General features: G+C 69.6%; 20 protein-coding genes. 10 read left to right on the top strand and 10 right to left on the bottom strand.

Annotated features, from left to right (window positions below):
* Nucleotides 1–26 precede the first annotated feature (26 nt).
* Nucleotides 27–1,376, top strand: a complete 1,350-nt coding sequence (locus ACYVO6_RS01925) for an MFS transporter (protein WP_461056613.1) — start codon at nucleotides 27–29, stop codon at nucleotides 1,374–1,376.
* On the opposite strand, the gene ACYVO6_RS01920 is transcribed toward ACYVO6_RS01925, so the two are convergent.
* The 3 genes from ACYVO6_RS01920 to ACYVO6_RS01910 form a co-directional block, all read right to left on the bottom strand.
* Nucleotides 1,365–2,321, bottom strand: coding sequence for a DMT family transporter (locus ACYVO6_RS01920; protein WP_461056721.1), 957 nt, complete (start codon nucleotides 2,319–2,321; stop codon nucleotides 1,365–1,367). The genes ACYVO6_RS01925 and ACYVO6_RS01920 overlap by 12 nt on opposite strands.
* Before the next feature lie 75 nt (nucleotides 2,322–2,396).
* Nucleotides 2,397–3,131 (bottom strand): ArsR/SmtB family transcription factor, encoded by a 735-nt coding sequence (locus tag ACYVO6_RS01915; RefSeq protein WP_461056612.1) that lies wholly within the window; start codon nucleotides 3,129–3,131, stop codon nucleotides 2,397–2,399.
* 67 nt (nucleotides 3,132–3,198) lie between these two features.
* The gene (locus tag ACYVO6_RS01910) at nucleotides 3,199–3,840 is read right to left on the bottom strand and encodes a TetR/AcrR family transcriptional regulator (RefSeq protein WP_461056611.1); all 642 of its coding nucleotides are present in this window, start codon (nucleotides 3,838–3,840) and stop codon (nucleotides 3,199–3,201) included.
* A gap of 140 nt (nucleotides 3,841–3,980) precedes the next feature.
* Between ACYVO6_RS01910 and ACYVO6_RS01905 the strand changes: the two genes are divergently transcribed.
* Nucleotides 3,981–4,268 (top strand): YiaA/YiaB family inner membrane protein, encoded by a 288-nt coding sequence (locus ACYVO6_RS01905; RefSeq protein ID WP_461056610.1) that lies wholly within the window; start codon nucleotides 3,981–3,983, stop codon nucleotides 4,266–4,268.
* A gap of 114 nt (nucleotides 4,269–4,382) precedes the next feature.
* Entirely contained in the window at nucleotides 4,383–5,009 is a 627-nt protein-coding gene (locus ACYVO6_RS01900; RefSeq protein WP_461056609.1) for a TetR family transcriptional regulator, read from the top strand.
* A 28-nt stretch (nucleotides 5,010–5,037) separates the two neighbouring features.
* On the opposite strand, the gene ACYVO6_RS01895 is transcribed toward ACYVO6_RS01900, so the two are convergent.
* Complete coding sequence (locus tag ACYVO6_RS01895) at nucleotides 5,038–5,499, bottom strand: MaoC family dehydratase (RefSeq protein ID WP_461056608.1); 462 nt, start codon at nucleotides 5,497–5,499, stop codon at nucleotides 5,038–5,040.
* A 122-nt stretch (nucleotides 5,500–5,621) separates the two neighbouring features.
* Here ACYVO6_RS01895 and soxR point away from each other — a divergent pair, with 122 nt between their 5' ends.
* Nucleotides 5,622–6,131 (top strand): redox-sensitive transcriptional activator SoxR, encoded by a 510-nt coding sequence (gene soxR / locus ACYVO6_RS01890; RefSeq protein ID WP_461056607.1) that lies wholly within the window; start codon nucleotides 5,622–5,624, stop codon nucleotides 6,129–6,131.
* Between the two features lie 136 nt (nucleotides 6,132–6,267).
* Here the strand turns inward: soxR and ACYVO6_RS01885 are convergent, their stop codons facing one another.
* Nucleotides 6,268–6,870, bottom strand: coding sequence for a hypothetical protein (locus ACYVO6_RS01885; protein WP_461056606.1), 603 nt, complete (start codon nucleotides 6,868–6,870; stop codon nucleotides 6,268–6,270).
* A gap of 285 nt (nucleotides 6,871–7,155) precedes the next feature.
* Between ACYVO6_RS01885 and ACYVO6_RS01880 the strand changes: the two genes are divergently transcribed.
* Nucleotides 7,156–10,017 carry a penicillin acylase family protein gene (locus ACYVO6_RS01880; RefSeq protein WP_461056605.1) on the top strand — a complete coding sequence of 954 codons (2,862 nt, stop codon included), beginning with the start codon at nucleotides 7,156–7,158 and terminating at the stop codon, nucleotides 10,015–10,017.
* Nucleotides 10,018–10,106: 89 nt separating this feature from the next.
* Here ACYVO6_RS01880 and ACYVO6_RS01875 read toward each other — a convergent pair whose 3' ends face one another.
* Complete coding sequence (locus ACYVO6_RS01875; RefSeq protein ID WP_461056604.1) at nucleotides 10,107–11,360, bottom strand: exo-beta-N-acetylmuramidase NamZ family protein; 1,254 nt, start codon at nucleotides 11,358–11,360, stop codon at nucleotides 10,107–10,109.
* Between the two features lie 387 nt (nucleotides 11,361–11,747).
* Between ACYVO6_RS01875 and ACYVO6_RS01870 the strand changes: the two genes are divergently transcribed.
* Together ACYVO6_RS01870 and ACYVO6_RS01865 are read left to right on the top strand one after the other, a co-directional pair.
* Nucleotides 11,748–12,512 carry an SDR family oxidoreductase gene (locus ACYVO6_RS01870; protein ID WP_461056603.1) on the top strand — a complete coding sequence of 255 codons (765 nt, stop codon included), beginning with the start codon at nucleotides 11,748–11,750 and terminating at the stop codon, nucleotides 12,510–12,512.
* Nucleotides 12,513–12,711: 199 nt separating this feature from the next.
* Nucleotides 12,712–13,305, top strand: coding sequence for a TetR/AcrR family transcriptional regulator (locus tag ACYVO6_RS01865; RefSeq protein ID WP_461056720.1), 594 nt, complete (start codon nucleotides 12,712–12,714; stop codon nucleotides 13,303–13,305).
* A 5-nt stretch (nucleotides 13,306–13,310) separates the two neighbouring features.
* On the opposite strand, the gene ACYVO6_RS01860 is transcribed toward ACYVO6_RS01865, so the two are convergent.
* The 4 genes from ACYVO6_RS01860 to ACYVO6_RS01845 form a co-directional block, all read right to left on the bottom strand.
* A complete protein-coding gene (locus ACYVO6_RS01860) occupies nucleotides 13,311–14,525 on the bottom strand; it encodes an acyl-CoA dehydrogenase family protein (protein ID WP_461056602.1) in 1,215 nt (404 codons plus the stop codon).
* Nucleotides 14,526–14,531: 6 nt separating this feature from the next.
* Nucleotides 14,532–15,554, bottom strand: a complete 1,023-nt coding sequence (locus ACYVO6_RS01855) for a phosphotransferase family protein (protein ID WP_461056601.1) — start codon at nucleotides 15,552–15,554, stop codon at nucleotides 14,532–14,534.
* Nucleotides 15,555–15,730: 176 nt separating this feature from the next.
* The gene (locus ACYVO6_RS01850) at nucleotides 15,731–16,069 is read right to left on the bottom strand and encodes a DUF202 domain-containing protein (protein ID WP_461056600.1); all 339 of its coding nucleotides are present in this window, start codon (nucleotides 16,067–16,069) and stop codon (nucleotides 15,731–15,733) included.
* A 7-nt stretch (nucleotides 16,070–16,076) separates the two neighbouring features.
* Nucleotides 16,077–16,469 carry a YidH family protein gene (locus ACYVO6_RS01845; RefSeq protein WP_461056599.1) on the bottom strand — a complete coding sequence of 131 codons (393 nt, stop codon included), beginning with the start codon at nucleotides 16,467–16,469 and terminating at the stop codon, nucleotides 16,077–16,079.
* Between the two features lie 527 nt (nucleotides 16,470–16,996).
* Between ACYVO6_RS01845 and ACYVO6_RS01840 the strand changes: the two genes are divergently transcribed.
* The 3 genes from ACYVO6_RS01840 to ACYVO6_RS01830 form a co-directional block, all read left to right on the top strand.
* Nucleotides 16,997–18,652 carry an FAD-binding dehydrogenase gene (locus tag ACYVO6_RS01840; protein WP_461056598.1) on the top strand — a complete coding sequence of 552 codons (1,656 nt, stop codon included), beginning with the start codon at nucleotides 16,997–16,999 and terminating at the stop codon, nucleotides 18,650–18,652.
* Between the two features lie 366 nt (nucleotides 18,653–19,018).
* Complete coding sequence (locus ACYVO6_RS01835; protein WP_461056597.1) at nucleotides 19,019–20,209, top strand: glycosyltransferase family protein; 1,191 nt, start codon at nucleotides 19,019–19,021, stop codon at nucleotides 20,207–20,209.
* A partial coding sequence (locus ACYVO6_RS01830) for a glycosyltransferase family 4 protein (RefSeq protein ID WP_461056596.1) occupies nucleotides 20,199–21,454 on the top strand: 1,256 nt, incomplete at its 3' end. The genes ACYVO6_RS01835 and ACYVO6_RS01830, both read left to right, overlap by 11 nt.

The raw sequence follows: 21,454 nt of genomic DNA, 5'->3' as shown, positions 1-21,454 counted from the left end.
CCCGCACCCACCGGAGTGTGCACGCAATGGACACCGCACCTTCCGCGCTCCCCGGCGCGACCACCAGCCCAGACACCAGACACCGCCGCAAGGTGGCGACTGCCGCCGCCCTCGCCTCCGCCGTCGAGTGGTACGACTACTTCGTCTTCGGGATCGCCGCGGCCCTCGTCCTCGGAGACCTGTACTTCCCCGCGGGCAGCCCCTCCGCAGGAGTCCTCGCCGCGTTCGCCACCTTCGCCGTGGGCTTCCTCGCCCGTCCGCTCGGCGGAGTCATCGCCGGCCACCTCGGCGACAAACGAGGCCGCAAGCCCATGCTCGTCCTGGCCCTGACCCTGATGGGCGTGGCCACCACCGGCATCGGCCTCCTCCCCACGTACGCCACGATCGGCATCGCCGCCCCCATACTCCTCGTCGTCCTGCGCGTGATGCAGGGCATCGCGGTCGGCGCGCAGTGGGGCGGCGCGATGCTCCTCGCCACGGAATACGCCCCCGAAGGCAAGCGCGGTGTCTACGGCAGCGTCGTCCAACTCGGCGTCCCCATCGGTGTGGTGACCGCCAACTCCGTCTTCCTGCTCGCCGGCGCCCTCACCAGCGAGAGCGCGTTCGCCGCCTGGGGCTGGCGGGTGCCGTTCCTGATCGGCCTGCTCGTCCTCGGACTCGCCTGGTACATCCACACGCGCGTCGAGGAGACCCCGGAGTTCCGCCAGGCCGAACGGGCCCTGGCCGAGAAGGAGAAGGGCGAGAAGAGCTCCCCGCTGCGCACGATCCTGCGCGACCACCTCGGCACGGTGCTCCTCGCGGGCGGCTCGTTCGCCGTGAACACCGCCACCTTCTACATCCTCATCACCGGCGTCCTCGACTACACCACCCGCGAACTCGACATGGAACGCAGCGCCGTCCTCACCGTCTCGCTCTGCGTCAGCCTCACCCAGCTCGTCCTGATCCCCGCGTCGGCCGCGCTCTCCGACCGCGTCGGACGCATCCGGATCTACGGGTTCGGCGCGGCCGGGATCGCCCTGTGGGCCGTACCGATGTTCCTGCTGATCGACACGGGCTCACTGCTGTGGCTGGCCGTCGGCACGTTCGTCGCCAGTTGCTTCCTCAGCATCATGTACGGCCCTCAAGCCGCCCTGTTCGCCGAGCTGTTCACGCCCGAGATGCGCTACACGGGTGCCTCGCTCGGCTATCAGATCGCGGCCGTGTTCGGCGGCGGACTCGCGCCGTTCGTGATGGTGCTCCTGCTGGAGGCCACGGACACGTCGATGTCGGTGTCCGCCTACATCATCGGGCTCGCCGTGATCGCGCTCGTGTCCATCAAGGTCCTTGCAGACAGGGCACGTTCGGCCTCGGCCGAGGCAGAGGGCTCAGAGGGCTGAGTCCGGGGCCCGCTCGGGTCGTGGCTCCGGAACCGCTCCCGGGGCCGCGACCTCGGCGGTCCGTGGCCGGGACCGCGACACCGCGACGCCCGCCAGACACACCAGCCCACCGACGAGAGTGATCCAGCCCGGCACCTCGTCGAGCACCAGCCAGGACATCAGCACCACCAGGGCGGGCACAGCGTACGTCGTCGCGCCCATCTTCCCGGCCGTCGTACGGGCCAGCGCGAACGCCCAGGTCGTGAACGCGAGCGCGGTCGGGAAGACGCCCAGATACAGCATGTTGAGCGTCGCGGACAGCGGGGCGTCACCGGCTTCGGACACCAGCTGACCGGCGAACGGCAGACAGGCCACCGCGCCGATCACACAGCCGTACGTCGTCACCTGGAGCACGGAACCATGTCGCAGGGCCGGCTTCTGGGCGACGACCCCGCCCGCGTACGCCACCGCCGCGAGCAGACAGAGCAAGACGCCGAGTACGGACGCGCCGCCCTCGCCCGACATCGACAGACCGACCACCGCCGCGCCCGCGAACGACACCGCCATCCCCGCCAGCAGCCGCGGCGGCAGCCCCTCCTTGAGCAGCCACCCCGCGAGCAGGGCCATGACCAGCGGGCCGACGTTCACCACCAGCGCGGCCGTGCCCGCGTCGACCTTCTGCTCACCCCAGTTGAGCACCACCATGTAGAGCCCGAACCAGAGCAGCCCGGAGACCACGATCCCCGGCCAGGCGGCACGCGGCGGCAGCCCCTCCCGGCGTACGAGACAGATGACCCCGAGCACCAGCGCCCCGGCCAGCAGCCGCCCGAGAGCCAACGCCCCTGGCGAGTACGCCGATCCCGCACTCCGAATCGACACGAACGCGGACGCCCACAACACGACGGTCACCGCCGCCGCACCGGCGGCGAGCAGGTCCGTACGGCGGGCGGACAGGGGCGGCTTCATCACGCTCCAGAGGCTAGATGGGTGGGGGAGGAAGGGCTCGCGAATTTCGGACGGGGTGCTGGGCGAACAGGGAAGTCAGTGGAGCGTCGCCGGCTCGATTCCCAGCAGCTCCGCGAAGACCCGCTCGCCCTTGTCCGTGACCTTCACGGCCCGCTCCGAGCCGATACGTACGCACCAACCCGAGTCCAGCGCGTGCCGGCACAGGGCGGCGCCCGCGACGCCCGCGAGGTGCGGGCGGCGTTCGGTCCAGTCGAGGCAGGCGCGGGCGAGAGGCCGCCGACCGGTGCGTACGAGCGGGATGCCCTGGTCCTCGAACCAGGCGAGCCCGTCGTCCGTGAGCGCGAACCCACCGTGCCGGCACAGCAGTTCAAGCCCGGTGAGGGCATCGGTGACCGCGATGCCGAGGCGCCCGGCGAGGTGGTCGTAGCAGGTGCGGCCACGCGCCATCGCGGAACCGGCACTGGACTCCCGCAAGCCGCGTGGCCGCTCGGTGCCCGGAGGTGCGATGTACGCGGCGAGGTCCTCGACGAGCTGCGCGACCCGGGCGTCGGCCAGTCGTACGTACCGGTGCCGCCCCTGCCGTTCCTCGGCGAGCAGCCCGCCCGCGACGAGCTTGCCCAGATGTTCGCTGGTCGTCGACGCGGCGACGCCCGCGTACCGCGCCAGCTCGCCGGCCGTCCAGGCCCGACCGTCGAACAGGGCCAGCAGGAAGGTGGCTCGTGTCTCGTCGGCGATCAGCCCGGCAAGCGTCGCGAGTCCCGGGGCCTGGGCAGTCCCGGGCCGCGTGCGGGGCGTGTTCCTGGTGCTCATGGGCCCAGCATGCGACACGGACGGTTCTGTGGCCGCCGAACCGTGACGTCGCCTCCGTGCGAGCGCGTTACACCGCTCGCGCCAGCTGCTCGTACTGCTGCGTCAGCCCGTCCAGCAGTGCCGTGAGCCCCGTCTCGAAGGCCCGCTCGTCGATCTTCTCCTGCTGCTCGGCGAGGAGATGGGCCTGCCCGAGATGCGGATAGTCGGCGGGGTCGTACGCGCTCTCGTCGTCCACGAAGCCCCCGGCGAAGGAGCCGAGCGCGGAGCCCATGATGAAGTACCGCATCAGCGCGCCGATGGACGTGGCCTGCGCGGGCGGCCAGCCCGCGTCGACCATCGCGCCGAAGACCGCGTCCGCCAGGCGGAGACCGGCCGGCCGGCGGCCGGGGCCACGGGCGAGGACCGGCACGATGTTCGGGTGGTCGCGCAGGGCCGACCGATAGGAGACGGCCCAGTCGTGCAACGCGGTGCGCCAGTCCCGGCCGTCCTCGAACATCGACAGATCGACCTGCGCGCTCACCGAGTCCGCGACCGCCTCCAGGATCTGGTCCTTCGTACGGAAGTGGTTGTAGAGCGAGGGCCCGCTCACTCCCAGTTCGGCGGCGAGCCGGCGCGTGGAAACGGCCGCGAGACCCTCCGCGTCGACGAGCGCCCGTGCCGTCGCGACGATGCGGTCGGTGCTGAGGAGGGGCTTGCGCGGTCGGGCCATGGCGCACATGGTATGGCTGCGCACGGAACCTGACAGTGCCAATCCCTGGGTGCCCGTAGTAGTGATTCAGCGGCTTCCTGAGTACGCGGCTGAGTATCCGAGCGGATGTGGTGCCCGCCACTTTCGCCGATTCTCTTCCCATGAGTGAGACACCTGTCAAGCAGCAGTCCACCGCGGCCTTCTACGGCCAGGCGGTTCTCGCGTTCGCCGTCGCCATGGCGGCCACGGCCATCGGCATCTTCAACCTGCAGGCCGACGCCTGGGTGCGTGGCTTCCTGGGGATCGCCGTCCTCTACCTCGTCACCTCGGCCTTCACGCTGGCCAAGGTGATCCGCGACCGGCAGGAGGCCGGGCAGATCGTCAGCCGGGTCGACCAGGCCCGGCTGGAGAAGCTGCTCGCGGAGCACGACCCCTTTGAGAAGCTCTGAACCGCTTGAAGCTCTGGGGCCCTGAGCGGGCACGCTAAGCGCTCGCTCAGGCTGCGAGGTATGGTGGTTCGTCCTGCCAGTGGAGAACTGACAGCGGAGAAGGGGCGAACAGCGATGAGTACGGCGGAGGAGACGGCCGGCGGCGAGGTGTCACCGTGGGCCGAGGTCACCCCGGACGCGGCCCGGCGGCTGCTCGTCGCCGCGGTGGAGGCCTTCGCCGAGCGCGGGTACCACGCGACGACGACCCGTGACATCGCGGGCCGCGCCGGCATGAGCCCGGCCGCGCTCTACATCCACTACAAGACCAAGGAAGAGCTGCTCCACCGGATCAGCAGAATCGGCCACGAGAAGGCCCTCGAGATCCTGCGGACGGCCGCCCAGGGCGAGGGCAGCGCGACCGAACGGCTCGCGGACGCCGTGAGGTCCTTCGTGCGCTGGCACGCCGGGGGGCGCACCACCGCACGGGTCGTGCAGTACGAACTGGACTCGCTCGGCCCGGCCGCCCGTGCCGAGATCATCGCGCTGCGCCGCCAGGTCGATGCCGAGGTACGCGGGATCATCGAGGACGGCGTGGCAAGCGGTGAGTTCGATGTGCTCGACGTGCCCGGCACCACACTCGCCGTGCTCTCGCTGTGCATCGACGTCGCCCGCTGGTTCAACGTGAACGGCCCCCGGACGCCGGACGAGGTCGGCGCGCTGAACGCCGACCTCGTGCTGCGGATGGTGGGAGCGAGGAAGTAACCCCGGGTCGCCGACGCCTTCGTACCGATCAGAAGTAGTAGCGCGACACCGACTCCGCCACGCACACCGGCTTGTCGCCGCCCTCGCGCTCCACGGTCACCGCGGCCGTGACCTGCACGCCGCCGCCCGCCTCCGTGACCTCCTTGAGCACCGCCGTGGCGCGCAGCCGCGACCCCACCGGCACCGGTGCAGGAAACCGCACCTTGTTGCTGCCGTAGTTGACGCCCATCTTCATCCCCTCGACTCGCATGACCTGCGGCACGAGCGCGGGCAACAGCGACAACGTCAGATACCCGTGCGCAATGGTCGTCCCGAAGGGACCCGTGGCCGCCTTCTCCGGGTCCACATGAATCCACTGGTGGTCACCCGTCGCGTCCGCGAACAGGTCGATCCGCTTCTGGTCGATCTCCAGCCAGTCGCTGTACCCCAGCTGCTCGCCCGCCGCTGCCTTCAGATCGTCGGCGGACGTGAAGATCCTCGGCTCTGCCATGTCCCTGGCCTCCCGCGTGGTCAATGTCTAAGCGACTGCTTAGCATGGTCGGGTACGGGGCCCCTGTCAACGGACCGAGAGGGTACGTACCGCAGTGTGACGAGGTAGGTAGGCTTTAAGGAATGCCCCAGATTTCAGAGAAGATCCATGAACTCACGGTCGGCCAGTTGTCGGCCCGCAGCGGCGTCGCCGTATCCGCCCTGCACTTCTACGAGTCCAAGGGCCTGATCAGCAGCCGCCGGACCACGGGCAACCAACGCCGCTACGCCCGTGACGCACTGCGCCGGGTCGCCTTTGTACGGGCCGCCCAGCGCGTCGGCATCCCGCTGGCCACGATCCGCGACGCGCTCGCCGAACTTCCTGAGGGGCGCACTCCGACGCGGGAGGACTGGGCCCGCCTCTCGGAGGCCTGGCGTTCCGAACTCGACGAGCGCATCAAGCAGTTGAGCCGTCTGCGTGACCACCTCACCGACTGTATCGGCTGCGGCTGTCTCTCCCTGGAGACCTGTGTGCTGTCCAACCCGGACGACGTCTTCGGCGAGAAGCGGAGCGGTTCGCGACTCATGGTGGAACGCAAAGACATGAAGCAGCGGCGGAACCAGCGAGAGAGGGAGCCCGAGAGCAGCTGCTGAAGCCACGCGCTCCGCTGGGGTAGCCGGACGACTGCGCTCGTTCGTGTTGCCTCGGCTTCGGTTGCACGGGCTTCACTCGCCCTGACCTTCACGTGCACGGGGGTGCGCCGCCGTGTAAGCCGCACCCCCGTCGTGCTTACACCGACACCAACAACCGCCCCCGCCTGGACTCCGCCAGGGCCTCGGGTGTCAGAACGGGACGCGGAACCACTATTCCGCAGTCCGTGCAGACCGGGCCCGAGGACGGTTCGTGGGCCAGGTCGTACTTCCATGTGAGGCGGTCGCCCGAGCACACCGGGCAGACCGAGCCGGGCTCGCGCTCCAGGGCCGCGATGAGCCGGCGCAGCACTTCCGCCAGCGGCTCATGGGGATGGACCCGGGGGTCGTCGCACCACGCGACGCCGCAACCGCCCCAGGTCAGCCGGTGCCAGTCGTCGACACTGCCCGGCCTGCGCAGCCCGTCGTGCTTTTCCTTCCTGCGGCGCTCGGCGAACGCGTCCTCGTAGGCGAGCCATACCGAGCGCGCCTCTTCGAGTTCGTCGAGCGCGGCCACCAGCCGAGCCGGATCGGGGGAGCGGTCCTCGGGACCGAACCCGGCCCGGGAGCACAAATGGTCCCAGGTGGCCCGATGTCCGTAAGGGGCAAACCTTTCAAGGCACTTGCGCAGTGAATAGCGCCGCAGTGCCAGGTCGCACCTCGGATCGCGCACCTGTCTCGCCAGACTCCGGAAACCGGCCATCGCCCTGCACCTCCGTCACACCTGCACCTGAACTTCGGTCACTTCGGCGTCGTCGTACGAACGTTGCCGAATAGACGTATCAACAGCCGATTCGGCTCCATCCGATTTCCGATGGCCGCCATCAACCCTCTGAGGAACGGCATTTCAGCCGCACACCGGCCTCCTTTCAGCCAATGCCGCCTCAGTGGCCCAGTCGCTGCGATGCAAAAAGGTGACTACTGCTCATCTTCAACTTCTGGGCTACCGGCGGTAACCTCCAGCTCATCCATGTCGGGAGGAGCACTAATGCGACGGCGCACCCCACGCACCACCCCCCACGGCCTGAGAACTCCCCGCAGATTCGCGGGGTTCCTGAAGGCCGCATCAGTGTTCGTTCTCACTGTCGGCCTGCTGTCACCGCTGCAACAGTCGGTGGCCGCCGATCCGCAACCGAAGGCAACCGACTACTGCGAGGGGCAGTGCGCGGACATCCTGCCGCCGGGTACCAACGGCAGTGCCACGCTCGCCGAGATCCTCGGCAATCAGCTGTTCGGTACGCAGCCGCCGCACGCGGACGATCAGCTCGGCCCGTACGACGCGCTGTCGTCCGGGTACCCGTCCCTGACCAACGACACCCTCAAGAATTTCTACGCCGACGCCTCCTTCGGCGTCCCCTCCGACCAGGTCGCCTCCGTCACCAAGCCCCGTGACGACGTGACGATCACGCGCGACAAGAAGTACGGCGTCCCGCACATCCAGGGCACCACGCGCTACGGCACCGAGTTCGGCGCGGGCTACGCGGCCGGCCAGGACCGGATGTGGCTCATCGACCTCTTCCGGCACATCGGACGCGGCGAGTTGACCCCGTTCGCGGGTGGCGCGGAATCCAACCAGGGCCTGGAGCAGCAGTTCTGGCCGCAGGCCCCGTACACGGAGGCCGACTTCCAGAAGCAGGTCGACTGGCTGCTCAACAACTCCGGAGAGCGCGGCAAGCAGGCCATGGAGGACGCGCAGGCCTATATCGACGGCCTCAACGCCTACCGGTTAGCCGCCAAGAACGGCCGCTACTTCCCCGGCGAGTACGTCCTCACCGGCAAGATCGACTCGATCACCAACGTGGGCGAGATCGAGCCCTTCAAGGTGACCGACATGATCGCGCTCGCCTCCGTCGTGGGCGCCCTCTTCGGCACTGGCGGCGGCGGAGAGGTCGAGTCCGCGATCTCCCTCCTCGAGGCCCAGCAGAAGTACGGCGTCGAGGAAGGCATCAAGGTCTGGGAGTCGTTCCGCGGACGCAACGACCCCGAGAGCGTACTCACCCTCCACGACGACAGCAGCTTCCCGTACGGGCAGAAACCCGAGAACCCGAAGGGCACCGCCCTGCCGGATCCGGGCTCCGTCGAGAAGGAGCAGCTGATCTACGACCGCACGGGCGCCGCCCAGTCGGGCGCGCAGAAGACCACGTCTTCGGTGAAGACGCCGAGCAAACTGAAGCCCCTGAAGGGAGCCTTCAACGAAGGAGTGCTCCCGGAGGACCTCTTCAGCGGCGGCGCGACCAAGAAGGGCATGTCGAACGCCCTGATGGTCTCCGGGAAGCACACCGCCAGCGGCAATCCGGTCGCCGTCTTCGGCCCGCAGACCGGCTACTTCGCACCGCAGTTGCTGATGATGCAGGAACTCCAGGGCCCCGGCATCAGCGCACGCGGCGTCTCCTTCGCGGGCGTCGGCATGTACGTACAGCTCGGTCGCGGCCAGGACTACTCCTGGTCGGCCACCTCGTCAACACAGGACATCACCGACTCGTACGCCCTTCAGCTGTGCGAGCAGGGCGGCGGCACGCCCACCAAGCAGTCCACGTCATACCTCTACCACGGCGTCTGCACCCCCATGGAGAAGATGGAGAAGACCAACGCCTGGAAGCCGTCGGTCGCCGACTCCACGGCCGCGGGCTCCTACCGCATGCAGGTCTTCAGAACGAACTACGGCATCGTCACGCACCGCGCGACCATCGACGGCAAACCCGTCGCGTACACCTCACTGCGCTCCACCTACCGTCACGAGGCCGACTCGGTCATCGGCTTCCAGATGATGAACGACCCCTCGTACGTGAAGGACGCCAAGTCCTTCCAGCAGGCGGCACAGCACATCTCGTACGCCTTCAACTGGTTCTACGCGGACTCCCGTGACACCGCCTACTACATGAGCGGCAGCCACCCCGTGCGCGCGGACGACGTCGACGCGTCCTTCCCGGTGAAGGCCGAGAAGGCATACGAGTGGAAGGACTTCGACCCGGAGCACAACACCACCGAGCTCGCGCCGCCCGCCGAGCATCCGCAGTCGGTCAACCAGGACTACTACATCTCCTGGAACAACAAGCAGGCCAAGGACTTCAGCTCCGCCAACTTCAGCCTGGGCGCGGTCCATCGTGGTGATCTCCTCGACGGGCGGGTCAAGGAACTCGTCGACAAGGGAGGTGTCACCAGGGCGTCCCTGACCAAGGCGATGGCGGAGGCCGCGGTCGTCGACCTGCGCGGCGAGCAGGTACTGCCGGAACTCCTCAAGGTCCTGCGGAGCAAGCCGATCAGCGATCCGGCGCAGGCCAAGGCGGTCGACCAGCTGGAGGCCTGGCTGAAAGCGGGCGCCCAGCGCAAGCAGACGTCCGCAAGCTCGAAGACGTACGGGCACACGGACGCGATCCGGGTCATGGACGCGTGGTGGCCACTGCTCGTCGAGGCCGAGTTCAAGCCGGGACTCGGGCAGGAACTGTGGGACGCGCTGACCGCGCAGCTCACGGTCGACGAGTCACCGTCCGCGGGCCACGGCCCGACCGGCTCGCACGCGGGCTCGTCCTTCCAGTACGGCTGGTGGGGCTACGTCGACAAGGACCTCCGTACGGTCCTGGGTGACCCGGTGGAGGGCAAGCTGGGCCGCACGTACTGTGGCGACGGCGACCTCGACGCCTGCCGGACAGCTCTGCTGACGAGCCTGGGCCAGGCCGCGGCCAAGTCCGCCACCGAGGTCTATCCGGGCGACGACGTCTGCTCGGCAGGCGACCAGTGGTGCTCGGACGCCATCGTCCAGCGAGCGGTCGGTGGCGTCACCCACCGGCCGATCCAGTGGCAGAACCGGCCTACCTATCAGCAGGTGGTGGAGTTCCCGGGGCATCGGTAGCGGTTCCCGGTAGTGGTCCTCTCCGGCGGTGGGGGCGGGGTTTTCCTCGTCCCCACCGCTGCTGCCTGTTGGCCGTACGTCCCGTCAGGTCATCGGTACAGCAGGTACTGCCGGCGCATGCGTCGGAACGCCGTCAGTTCGTCCTGCCAGGCCGCCACGATCTCGTCGGCGCTCGCTCCCGCGTCGATCATCGTGCGCACCCGCGTGGAGCCCGTGAGCTTGTCGATCCAGTTGTCGGGCCGCCAACTGAAGCCGTTCCAGACCTTCTTGGCGGTGACGAGGAGCGCGATTCCGGTACGTACGGGGTCGTATGCCGCCCGGTCGTGGACATGGATCTGCACGCCCCCGACCGTCTTGCCCTGGAACTTGGAGAACGTGGGAGCGAAGTACGCCTCCCTGAAGTGCACACCGGGCAGCCCGAGTTGATTGATCTCCAGGGCCCACCGTCTGTCGATGCCCTCCGCGCCGAGCAGTTCGAAGGGGCGGGTCGTGCCGCGCCCCTCCGAGAGATTCGTGCCCTCGAAGAGACAGGTCCCGGAGTACACCAGGGCGGTGTCGGGTGTCGGCATGTTCGGGCTCGGCGGCACCCAGGGGAGCCCGGAGCTGTCGTAGAACTCCGAGCGCTTCCACCCGCTCATCAGGACCGTCTCGAGTGGCACCGGATCGGTCAGGAACTCGCCGTTGAACAGCCGCGCCAGCTCCGCGACCGTCATGCCGTGCGCCTGCGAGACCGGCTGCCGGCCGACGAACGTCGCGAACTCCTTGTGCAGTACGGGGCCTTGGGCTGCGCGTCCGGTCACCGGGTTCGGGCGGTCGAGCACCATGACGCGCTTGCCCGCGAGTGCCGCCGCCTCCATGCAGTCGTACAGGGTCCAGATGTACGTGTAGAAGCGGGCGCCCACGTCCTGGATGTCGAAGAGGATCGTGTCGACGCCGGAGGTCGTGAAGATGTCGGCCAGGGGCTGGCCGCTCTTCAAGTACGTGTCGTAGACGGGCAGTCCGGTCGCGGGGTCGTCGTACCGGCCTTCGGAGCCGCCTGCTTGGGCGGTGCCGCGGAAGCCGTGTTCGGGGCCGAACACGGCGGTCAGGTTCACCCGGTCGTCGGCGTGCATGACGTCCACGATGTGGCGGGCGTCTCTGGTGATGCCTGTGGGGTTGGTGACGATACCGATGCGCTGGCCGCTGAGCTGGGCGTAGGCGTTTGTGGTGAGGTTCTCGAATCCTGTGCGTAGGTGCCTGCGGCGCTCGGCGGTGGAGGGCTCGGCGGTGGAGGGCTGGGAGGCCGTGGTGAGCGATGCTGCTGCCGTTGTCGCTGCGAGGAGAGCTCGTCTGGATAGGCGCATGGGGCGCACGGTAGCGCTCCGCTGGGTGCGGTTTGAAGCTGCGGGTGTGTGGCTGGTCGCGCAGTTCCCCGCGCCCCTTAGGTCCGGTGGGTGGGTCGGGGCCGTGGGCCGGTGCGTCAGCCCGTCGCAGGCCGGGCGTACGGCCCTGGCCTGGTACAGGGTCCTGGTTCTCCGAGACCGAACCTAAGCGACGGGCATACGACGCACCGGCCCACGGCCCCTCCCGCCGGTGGGCAAGTGACGGGTCCGTCGTAGCTGACGGCTCCAAGTGCGCCCCCATTTGGGGGCGGCAGGTGGCCTTCCCCGCAACATACCGACCGGTTAGTCTGACTGTAGGCGAGTGCTGCTGAGCCGATTCTTGTCGCGTCGTGTCGAAGGAGACCGAGGGTGGAAGCCGTGCGGGATGCCGGAGTGGTTGTCACCGGAGCGGGGGGTGGGATCGGGGCCGCGTTGGCTCGTCGGTTCGCTGCCGCGGGGGCTCGGGTTGTCGTCAATGATCTGGACGGTGTGAAGGCTCGGGTTGTTGCCGAGGAGATCGGTGGTTTTGCGGTGCCGGGGGATGCCTCCGCGATCGTGGCCGAGGCTCGGGACGTGCTCGGTGGCACGGTTGATGTCTACTGCGCCAATGCGGGGCTTGCCTCTGGGGGTACGGAGGCGGCCGATGAGAAGGTCTGGGCGTTGGCCTGGGATGTGAATGTCATGGCGCACGTGCGGGCGGCGCATGAGCTGATTCCTGAATGGCTGGAGCGCGGCAGTGGCCGTTTCGTTTCGACGGTTTCGGCGGCGGGGCTGCTCACGATGGTCGGTGCCGCGCCCTACAGCGTCACCAAGCATGGTGCGTACGCCTTCGCCGAGTGGCTGTCGCTGACGTACCGCCATCGTGGCGTGAAGGTGCACGCGATCTGCCCTCAGGGCGTGCGGACGGACATGCTGGCCAACACGGGCAGTGCGGGCGACCTTGTGCTCCAGCCGACCGCGATCGAGCCGGAGGCGGTCGCGGACGCGCTCTTCGCGGGGATCGAGGAGGACCGGTTCCTGATCCTGCCGCACCCGGAGGTCGCCGGGTACTACCAGGCAAGGGCCACCGACCCGGACCGCTGGCTGACCAACATGAACCACATCCAGCAGAAGTGGGAGGCGGACGGCCGGTGACGACTCGCTTGTACGCGGTCAAGTCGGACCCCGGCGCACTCGCCTCGTACCGCAGGGAGAGACTGGCCCCGTACACAACTGCGTGATCCTGCTCTCCTTGCCGGAAACAGGCAGTGAGAAGATCCTCCGCGGGTACGTGCTCGGACAGTGCGGGCGGCAGGGACAACGGTCGGTGACTTTCGGAAGGCAGGTGGCGGCGGTGCCCAGGACGATGGAAGGGGACGGTACGCCCGTCCCGAGGCGGCTGCTGGCGGCAGCCACCAGACTCTTCGCCGAGCAGGGATACGACCGCACCTCGGTGCAGGAGATCGTCGAGGCGGCGGGCGTCACCAAGGGCGCGCTGTACCACTACTTCGGTTCCAAGGACGATCTGCTGCATGAGGTGTACGCGCGCGTGCTGCGCCTCCAGCAGGAGCGGCTGGACGCTTTCGCGGACGCCGACGCACCCGTCGAGGAGCGGCTGCGGGGGGCCGCTGCGGACGTGGTGGTCACAACGATCGAGAACCTCGACGACGCGGCGATCTTCTGGCGCTCCATGCACCACCTCAGCCCCGAGAAGAACAAGCAGGTACGCGCCGAGCGCCGTAGCTACCACGAACGTTTCCGCGCCCTGATCGAGGAGGGCCAGGAATCGGGTGTCTTCTCCAAGGCGACGCCCGCCGACCTGGTGGTGGACTACCACTTCGGCTCCGTCCACCATTTGCCGACGTGGTACCGCCCCGACGGCCCGCTGAGCCCGCAGCAGGTCGCCGACCATCTCGCCGACCTGCTGCTACGGGCTCTGCGCCCCTGAGGGAACTACAGATACTGCTTGATCTCCTGGCGCGCCAGCGACCGCTGGTGCACCTCGTCCGGACCGTCGGCGAGCTTCAACGTGCGGGCGGTCGCCCAGAGTTCGGCCAGCGGGAAGTCCTGGCTGACGCCGCCCGCGCCGTGCAGCTGGACGGCCTTGTCGAGGATGTCGACGACCGTCCGCGGAGTCGCGATCTTGATCGCCTGGATCTCGGTGTGCGCACCGCGATTGCCGACGGTGTCCATCATCCAGGCCGTCTTCAGGACCAGCAGCCGCAGCTGCTCGACGGCGACGCGCGCGTCCGCGATCCAGTTCTGTACGACGCCCTGCTGGGCGAGCGGCTTGCCGAAGGCGGTGCGTGAGACGGCCCGCCGGCACATCAGCTCGATGGCCCGTTCCGCCATGCCGATCAGCCGCATGCAGTGGTGGATACGGCCCGGACCGAGCCTCGCCTGGGCGATGGCGAAGCCGCCGCCCTCCTCGCCGATCAGATTGCTCACGGGTACCCGCACCTGGTCGAAGACGACCTCCGCATGCCCGCCGTGGGAGTGGTCCTCGTAGCCGTAGACCTGCATCGCCCGGCGGATCTCGACGCCCGGGGTGTCGCGGGGCACCAGCACCATGGACTGCTGACGGCGGATGTCGGCCCCGTCCGGGTCCGTCTTGCCCATCACGATGAAGATCTTGCAGTCCGGGTTCATCGCCCCGGAGATGTACCACTTGCGGCCCGTGATGACGTACTCGTCGCCGTCGCGCTCGATGCGGGTGGTGATGTTCGTGGCGTCGGAGGAGGCCACATCGGGCTCCGTCATCGCGAAGGCCGAACGGATCTCACCCGCGAGCAGCGGCTCCAGCCACTGCTTCTTCTGCTGCTCGTCGCCGAACTGCGCGAGTACCTCCATGTTGCCGGTGTCGGGCGCCGCGCAGTTCGTCGCCGTCGGCGCCAACTGCGGGGAACGGCCGGTGATTTCGGCGAGCGGCGCGTACTGGAGGTTCGTCAGTCCGGCACCGTACTCGGTGTCGGGGAGAAAGAGGTTCCACAGGCCCTGCCGTCGCGCCTCGGTCTTCAACTCCTCTACGACAGCGGGGGTGTCCCACGGTGAGACGAGCCGGGCGTGCTGCTCGTGAGCGACGGCTTCCGCCGGATAGACGTACTCGTCCATGAAGGCGAGGAGCTTGCCGCGCAGTTCCTCGGTGCGTGCGTCGAAAGCGAAGTCCATGGCTGGTCAGCCTTCCTGAAGTGTGGTCAGGCCGTTCTCGACGAACACGGGCACCAGCTCGCCGATGCGGTCGAAGCCCGCGCCGACCGTCTGGCCGAGCGTGTAGCGGTAGTGGATGCCTTCGAGGATCACGGCCAGCTTGAACCAGGCGAAGGCCGTGTACCAGGCGACAGCGGACACGTCGCGCCCCGAGCGCGCGGCGTACCGCTCGATCAGCTCGGCGGGCTGAGGGTGCCCGGCGGCCGAAGCGGTGGTGGAAATGGGCGAGTCGGGCAGCGTCAGCGGGATGCTGTACATCACCAGCAGTCCCAGGTCCGTGAGCGGATCACCGAGCGTGGACATCTCCCAGTCGAGGATCGCCGTGATCCGGTCGCCCTCACCGATCAGTACGTTGTCGAGGCGGTAGTCGCCGTGCACGACCGTGGCCGTGGGGGAGTGCGGCAGCTCGCGACCGAGCGCGGCGTGCAGTTCGTCGATTCCGGCCAGCTCCCGATTGCGGGAGGCGTCCAACTGCTTGCCCCAGCGCCGCAGTTGCCGGTCCAGGAAACCCTCAGGCCGCCCGAAGTCCGCCAGTCCCACCTCGGCGGGGTCCACCGCGTGCAGTTCGACCAGCGTGTCGACGAGGCTCAGCATCGCGTCGCGGGTGCGCTCCGGGCCGAGCGGGGCGAGCTGCTCGGCCGTCCGGTACGGCGTGCCCTCCACGAAGTCCATGACGTAGAACGGCGCGCCCAGCACCTCCTTGTCCTCGCACAGCAGCACCGGACGCGGCACCGGCACGGCCGTCGGATACAGCGCGCTGATCACCCGGTGCTCGCGCTTCATGTCGTGCGCGGTGGCCAGTACATGGCCCAGCGGAGGCCGCCGGACGACCCACTTCGCGCTGCCGTCCGTCACGGCGTACGTGAGGTTCGACCGTCCGCCCTCGATCAGCCGGCCCGTCAGCGGGCCGTGGACCAGACCGGGCCGCTCTGCGTCGAGCAGGCCGCGCAGTCGGTCAAGATCGAGACCTGGCGGGTGGTCTGGGCTCATCGTGTTCCTCCGTACGCCGGTGTATGGGGTTCTCATCATGATGCCGACCGGTCGGTATGTCGTCCAGTGCGGCGGCGAAACGTGATCGGTCTCTCGTGGGTCTCGATCGCGCGGGGTCTGCTGTTGGCTACCCGGCCTGGGCGGATGTACGCGAACGGGGTCTGCCCCTCGGCTCTTCACAGGACGAGTGCCGCCGCGCAGAGGGCCAGGGCCACGGTGTACCCGGCGGCGGCGGTCGCGTGCTTCGGGGTGAGCGCCGCGGGGCCGCCGCTGTCGGCCGTCGTCAGGGTGCGGATGCGGTGATGGGCGACGGTGAGGAAGCCCAGCCAGAGCGCTGCGCACAGGGCGCAGGTGAGGACCCTTGCGGCCGTCGGGCCGCTTTGGAAGGCGGTTCTGGCGGCCAGTACGGCGACGACGGTGCCGGCGAGGGTCGTACGTCGCCATGCCAGCCGCGTACGTTCCGGCTGTAGGCCCGGGTCACGGGTGTCCTGCGGGTCTCGGTCGGGTACGGTCACGTCGCTGTCAGCCTTCCCAGCCGAAGAGCACGACCAGGACCATAGCGACGGCGACGATCGCGATCACGATGCTCAGCAGGGCCGGAAAGCGGGACACGGGCAGGTCCTCGCCTCTGCGCATCGCCCGCTCGCATCGCACCCAGTGGTTCACCGCCCGCAACGAACACAGCACGCCGGCGCCCAGCAGCCCGAGCGCCAGCCCTACGCGCCAGCCCCACCGCAGATCCGGCAGAAACTGATCCACCGCGAAGCCTCCGCCGATCAGGGCGAGCGCGGTGCGCAGCCAGGCGAGGAACGTGCGCTCGTTGGCGAGCGAGAACCGGTAGTCGGGCGTCGCGCCGTCCTCCCTGATCCGCCCGGGGGCGAACCACAGGCGGACGTTCCGCACGAATTCGATCACGTTGGGACCCTATACGTGCTCGGGGTGCCTACTGGGGTGGGGCCTTGGACTCTTGGGCGGCTGCGGGTGCGTCGTGGCTGGTCGCGCCCCGCGGCGGAGCCGCATATGTCACAGCCCCGCGCCCCTGACGGGGCGCTCCCGGAGCCGCCCGCCACCATGCTCACCAGCCACGACGTGCCCGCACCCTCCCTCCGGCGGGAGGGGCCGTGGGCCGGTGCGTCGTATGCCCGTCGCGTAGGTTCGGTCTCGGAGAACCAGGACCTTCTACCAGCCCAGGGCCGTATGCCCGGCCTGCGACGGGCTGACGCACCGGCCCACGGCCCCGACCCACCCACCACCCAGGGGCGCGGGGAACGGCGCGACCAGCCACAACGAACCCGCAGTCGCCAACGGACCGAACCCACCACCCCTGTAGGCGCCCCGCCCAACCGCCGGAGGCAACCCGCACCCGACAACAAACAGTTGACTCGGTCACGCCCTTGCCCAAGGATCTGACCGACCAGTAACAAACCGAGGAGGACCTGCTCATGGCGTACGACGCAGATGTGATCGTGATCGGGGCGGGCCTCGCCGGCCTGGCGGCGACCGCGGAGCTCGTCGACGCGGGCCGCAAGGTGATCCTTCTCGACCAGGAGCCGGAGCAGTCGATCGGCGGTCAGGCGCACTGGTCGTTCGGGGGACTGTTCTTCGTGAACTCGCCCGAGCAGCGCCGTCTGCGGATCAAGGACAGCCATGCGCTGGCGCTCCAGGACTGGATGGGCACTGCTGCCTTCGACCGTTCCGAGGACCACTGGCCGCGGAAGTGGGCAGAGGCGTATGTCGACTTCGCGGCCGGTGAGAAGCGGTCCTGGCTGCATGGTCAGGGCGTGCGGTTCTTCCCGGTGGTGGGCTGGGCCGAGCGCGGTGGCTACGACGCGAACGGGCACGGCAACTCCGTTCCGCGCTTCCACATCACCTGGGGCACCGGCCCCGGACTCGTCGCGCCCTTCGAGCGGCGGGTGCGGGCAGGGGTGGCCCGCGGGCTCGTCCAGCTGAAGTTCCGGCACCGCGTTACCGGGCTGTCGCGCAGCGCGGGCACCGTCGACACCGTCAGCGGCGAGATCCTGGAGGCCTCGGACATCCAGCGGGGCCAGGCCAGCAGCCGTGCGGTCACCGGTGCCTTCGAGCTGCGGGCCCAGGCGGTGATCGTCACCTCGGGCGGTATCGGCGGCAACCACGATCTCGTACGGGCCAACTGGCCCCAGCGCCTTGGCAGTCCGCCGGAGCGGATGATCTCCGGCGTACCCGCGCACGTCGACGGCAAGATGCTGGCCATCGCCGAGGACGCGGGCGCGCGCCTCATCAACCGCGACCGCATGTGGCACTACACCGAGGGCATCCAGAACTGGAACCCCATCTGGGACAACCACGGCATCCGCATCCTGCCCGGCCCGTCGTCGTTGTGGCTGGACGCGCGGGGCAAGCGGCTGCCGGTGCCGCTCTTCCCGGGCTTCGACACGCTCGGCACGCTGGAGCACATCATGAAGAGCGGCTACGACTACACGTGGTTCGTGCTCAACCAGCGGATCATCGGCAAGGAGTTCGCGCTCTCGGGTTCGGAGCAGAACCCCGATCTGACCGGCAAGTCCGTCAGGGACGTCTTCGTACGTGCGCGGGCGGACGTGCCCGGTCCGGTGAAGGCCTTCATGGACAGCGGAGTCGACTTCGTCGTCGAGAAGGACCTGAGCGCGCTCGTCCGCGGTATGAACGCGCTCACGAAGGAGCCGCTCGTCGAAGAGGCCGCCCTGCGCCGCGAGATCACCGCGCGCGACCGGGAGATCGCGAACCCGTTCACCAAGGACCTCCAGGTCACAGCGATCCGCGGGGCCCGGAAGTTCCTCGGGGACAAGCTGATCCGTACGGCCTCCCCGCACCGCATTCTCGACCCCAAGGCCGGCCCGCTGATCGCCGTACGCCTGAACATCCTCACCCGCAAGACCCTCGGCGGCCTGGAGACGGACCTCTCCTCGCGGGTGCTGACGGAGGGCGGGGATCCGCTGTCCGGTGTGTACGCGGCGGGGGAGGCAGCCGGCTTCGGCGGCGGCGGCGTCCACGGCTACCGCTCCCTGGAGGGCACGTTCCTCGGCGGCTGCCTGTTCTCCGGCCGCACAGCGGGCCGAGCGGCGGCAAAGGCTGTGAACTGAGTCCCGGGCTGCGGCCGACGGTGAAGCCCGTGGGCCGCAGCCTGAAGCTGCAATTGGTGGCGAAGCCTGTGGGCTGGGGCCTGAGGCTGGGTGTGGTGGTGGAGGCCGTGGCCGGAGGCCTGGGCTGTAGTCGGTGAGCGGAGGCCGTGGGCCGGGGGTCTGAGGCTGTGGTCGGTGGCGAAGCCTGTGGGCCGGCCTGACGGCTGACGGAGGCCGACGTGACGGTACCCGGCTCGGCACGGGTGAGCGTGCACGGCACGCGGGCACCCCACAGACCGACGTCCCACCAGCCCGGATGGGTGAAGCTGTGCGCGTTCGGCTGTAGCCGCCTCGCCACATCCGGGCGCGCGCCGACATGGTTGTCGCATGAGCACATGGATGCCGACGACCGCGGTGAACGAGCGGGTTGTCCTGTACGGACACGACACGATGGGCCTTGGCCACGTCCGCCGGAACCTTGCCCTCGCGGCGGCCCTGCGCCGCGGCCCGTCTGCCCCGCGCGTGCTCGTCCTCACCGGCTCGGCGGAGGCCGGCCGGTTCCCGCTGCCCGACGGGGTGGATCTGCTGGTGCTGCCCGGTGTCGCCAAGGACGGGTCGGGGGAGTACCACAGCCGCAGGCTCGATGTCCCGCTGGCCGACATCGTGGCGCTGCGCAGCGGCATCCTGGCCTCCGCGCTGACGTCGTTCGCGCCGCACCTGCTGGTGGTCGACAAGGTGGCCCGCGGCTTCGCCGGCGAACTGGATCCCGTCCTCCCGGCCCTGCGTGACGCCGGCACCCGCATCGTGCTCGGCTTGCGCGACGTCCTCGACGCGCCCGCCGCGGCCGTCGACGAGTGGCGCAGGCTGCGGACCACCGAGGCGCTGCGCCAGTACTACGACGAGGTCTGGGTCTATGGCGACCGGCGGGTCAGCGACCTGGCCGCCGATTGCCGCCTGCCCCCGTCGGTGCGCCACCTGCTGCGCTACACCGGCTTCCTCGCCGACGGTCGCCCGAGCGGCCCGGCCGGGCCCGCGCCCGTCGACGGCGGCAAGCCTTACGTGCTGGGCCTGCTCGGCGGCGGCCAGGATGGCGCCGAGCTCGCCGAGGCGTTCGTCGCCGCGCCCCGCCCCACGGGTGTCGCGGGCGTGCTGGTGACCGGGCCCTACCTGCCTGCCACCACGCGGGCCGGGCTGCACGCCGCCGCGGCCGCCGATCCGGGCCTGCGCGTCGTGGATTTCTGCGACGACCCGGTGTCCTGGACGCGGCGCGCGTCCGCGGTCGTGTGCATGGGCGGTTACAACACCGTCTCCGAGGTCCTGTCCACCGATACGCCCGCGCTGCTTGTGCCGCGCGTCGAGCCGCGAACCGAGCAACTCGTCCGTGCCCGGCGCCTGTCGGAGCTCGGTCTCATCGACGACGTGCACCCGGGCGACCTCACCCCCGCGCTGCTCGGCCGCTGGACGGCCGAGGCCACCACCCGGCCGCGCCGACCGCGCGGCGGCATCGACCTCGGCGGCATGGACGCCGTCCGCCGCTTCGCAGAAAACCACTTCGAGGAGGCTCGCCGTGCTGCCTGAGACCGGTCCCTCCGACCGTGTGGGGTATGTGCTCAAGCGCTACCCCCGCCTGTCGGAGACCTTCATCGTCACCGAGTTGCTGGCCCGCGAGGCCGCCGGCGAGGACATCGCGATCGCAAGCCTGCACGCCGCGGGTGACTCGCGCTTCCACGCGGCGATCGCCGCGGTCCGCGCCCCCATCACCTGGATACCGGAGGTTCACGACGCGCCGGCGCTGTGGGAGGCCCTGCGCACCGCCCACCGCGATCTGCCCGGTCTGCCCGCGGTGCTTCCCGAAGTGCTGGCCCTGCCGGACACCGACGCCGCGCAGGTTCTCCACGTGGCCCGCTGGGTGCGCGCCAACGGCATCACCCATCTGCACGCGCACTTCGCGAACCAGGCCACGACCGTCGCCCGGCTGGCCGCCGCGATCACCCACGTGCCCTACTCGTTCACCGCGCACGCCAAGGACATCTTCCACGCCTCGGTCGACCACGCCGCGCTGCGCGCGATGCTCGCCGATGCCCACCACGTCGTCACCGTCAGCGAGTACAACGTGCGATGGCTGCGCGAGCGGTTCGGCGACGCGGCGGTCCGGGTGCGCCGCGTCTACAACGGACTCGACGTCGCCGGGCTGCCGTTCAGTGAGCCGCGGTTGCGCAACGGCCGCATCGCGTTCGTCGGCCGGCTGGTGGAGAAGAAAGGTTTGCCCGACCTGATCGACGCGGTCGCGCTGCTGCGGGAGCGGGGCAAGCCGGTACCGCTCGATGTCGTCGGGGGCGGGGTGCTCGAGGCCGCGCTGCGTACCCAGGTGCGTGTACTGGGCCTCGACGAGCTCGTCACCTTCCACGGGCCGCTGCCCGCTGACCGGGTGCTGCGGGTGCTGCGGGATGCCAGTGTGTTCGCCGCACCGTGCGTCCACGCCGCCGACGGCGACCGCGACGGCCTGCCGACGGTGCTGCTCGAAGCCATGGCCGTCGGCACGCCGTGTGTGTCCACGCCGGTCACCGGAATTCCCGAGGCGGTCGTCCACGGCCGCACCGGGCTGCTCGTCGGCGAGCGCGAGCCGGACGCACTGGCCGACGCCATCGACCGGCTGCTCGCCGATGCCGGGCTGCGCGTGCGGCTCGCCACCGCCGGGCGCGCCCACCTCGAGGACCGCTTCGACCGCCGTGTGCAGGCGGCGGAGCTCGCCCGGCTGCGGCGGGGCCCGGTGCACTGGGCGCCCGCCTCCGCGGCGACACCCGCCACGGCCCGGGACGGCGT

The organism is Streptomyces pseudoechinosporeus (assembly GCF_054783935.1).
The sequence above is the reverse complement of the archived record's forward strand: the minus strand, read 5'-3'. Positions and strand labels throughout refer to the sequence as shown.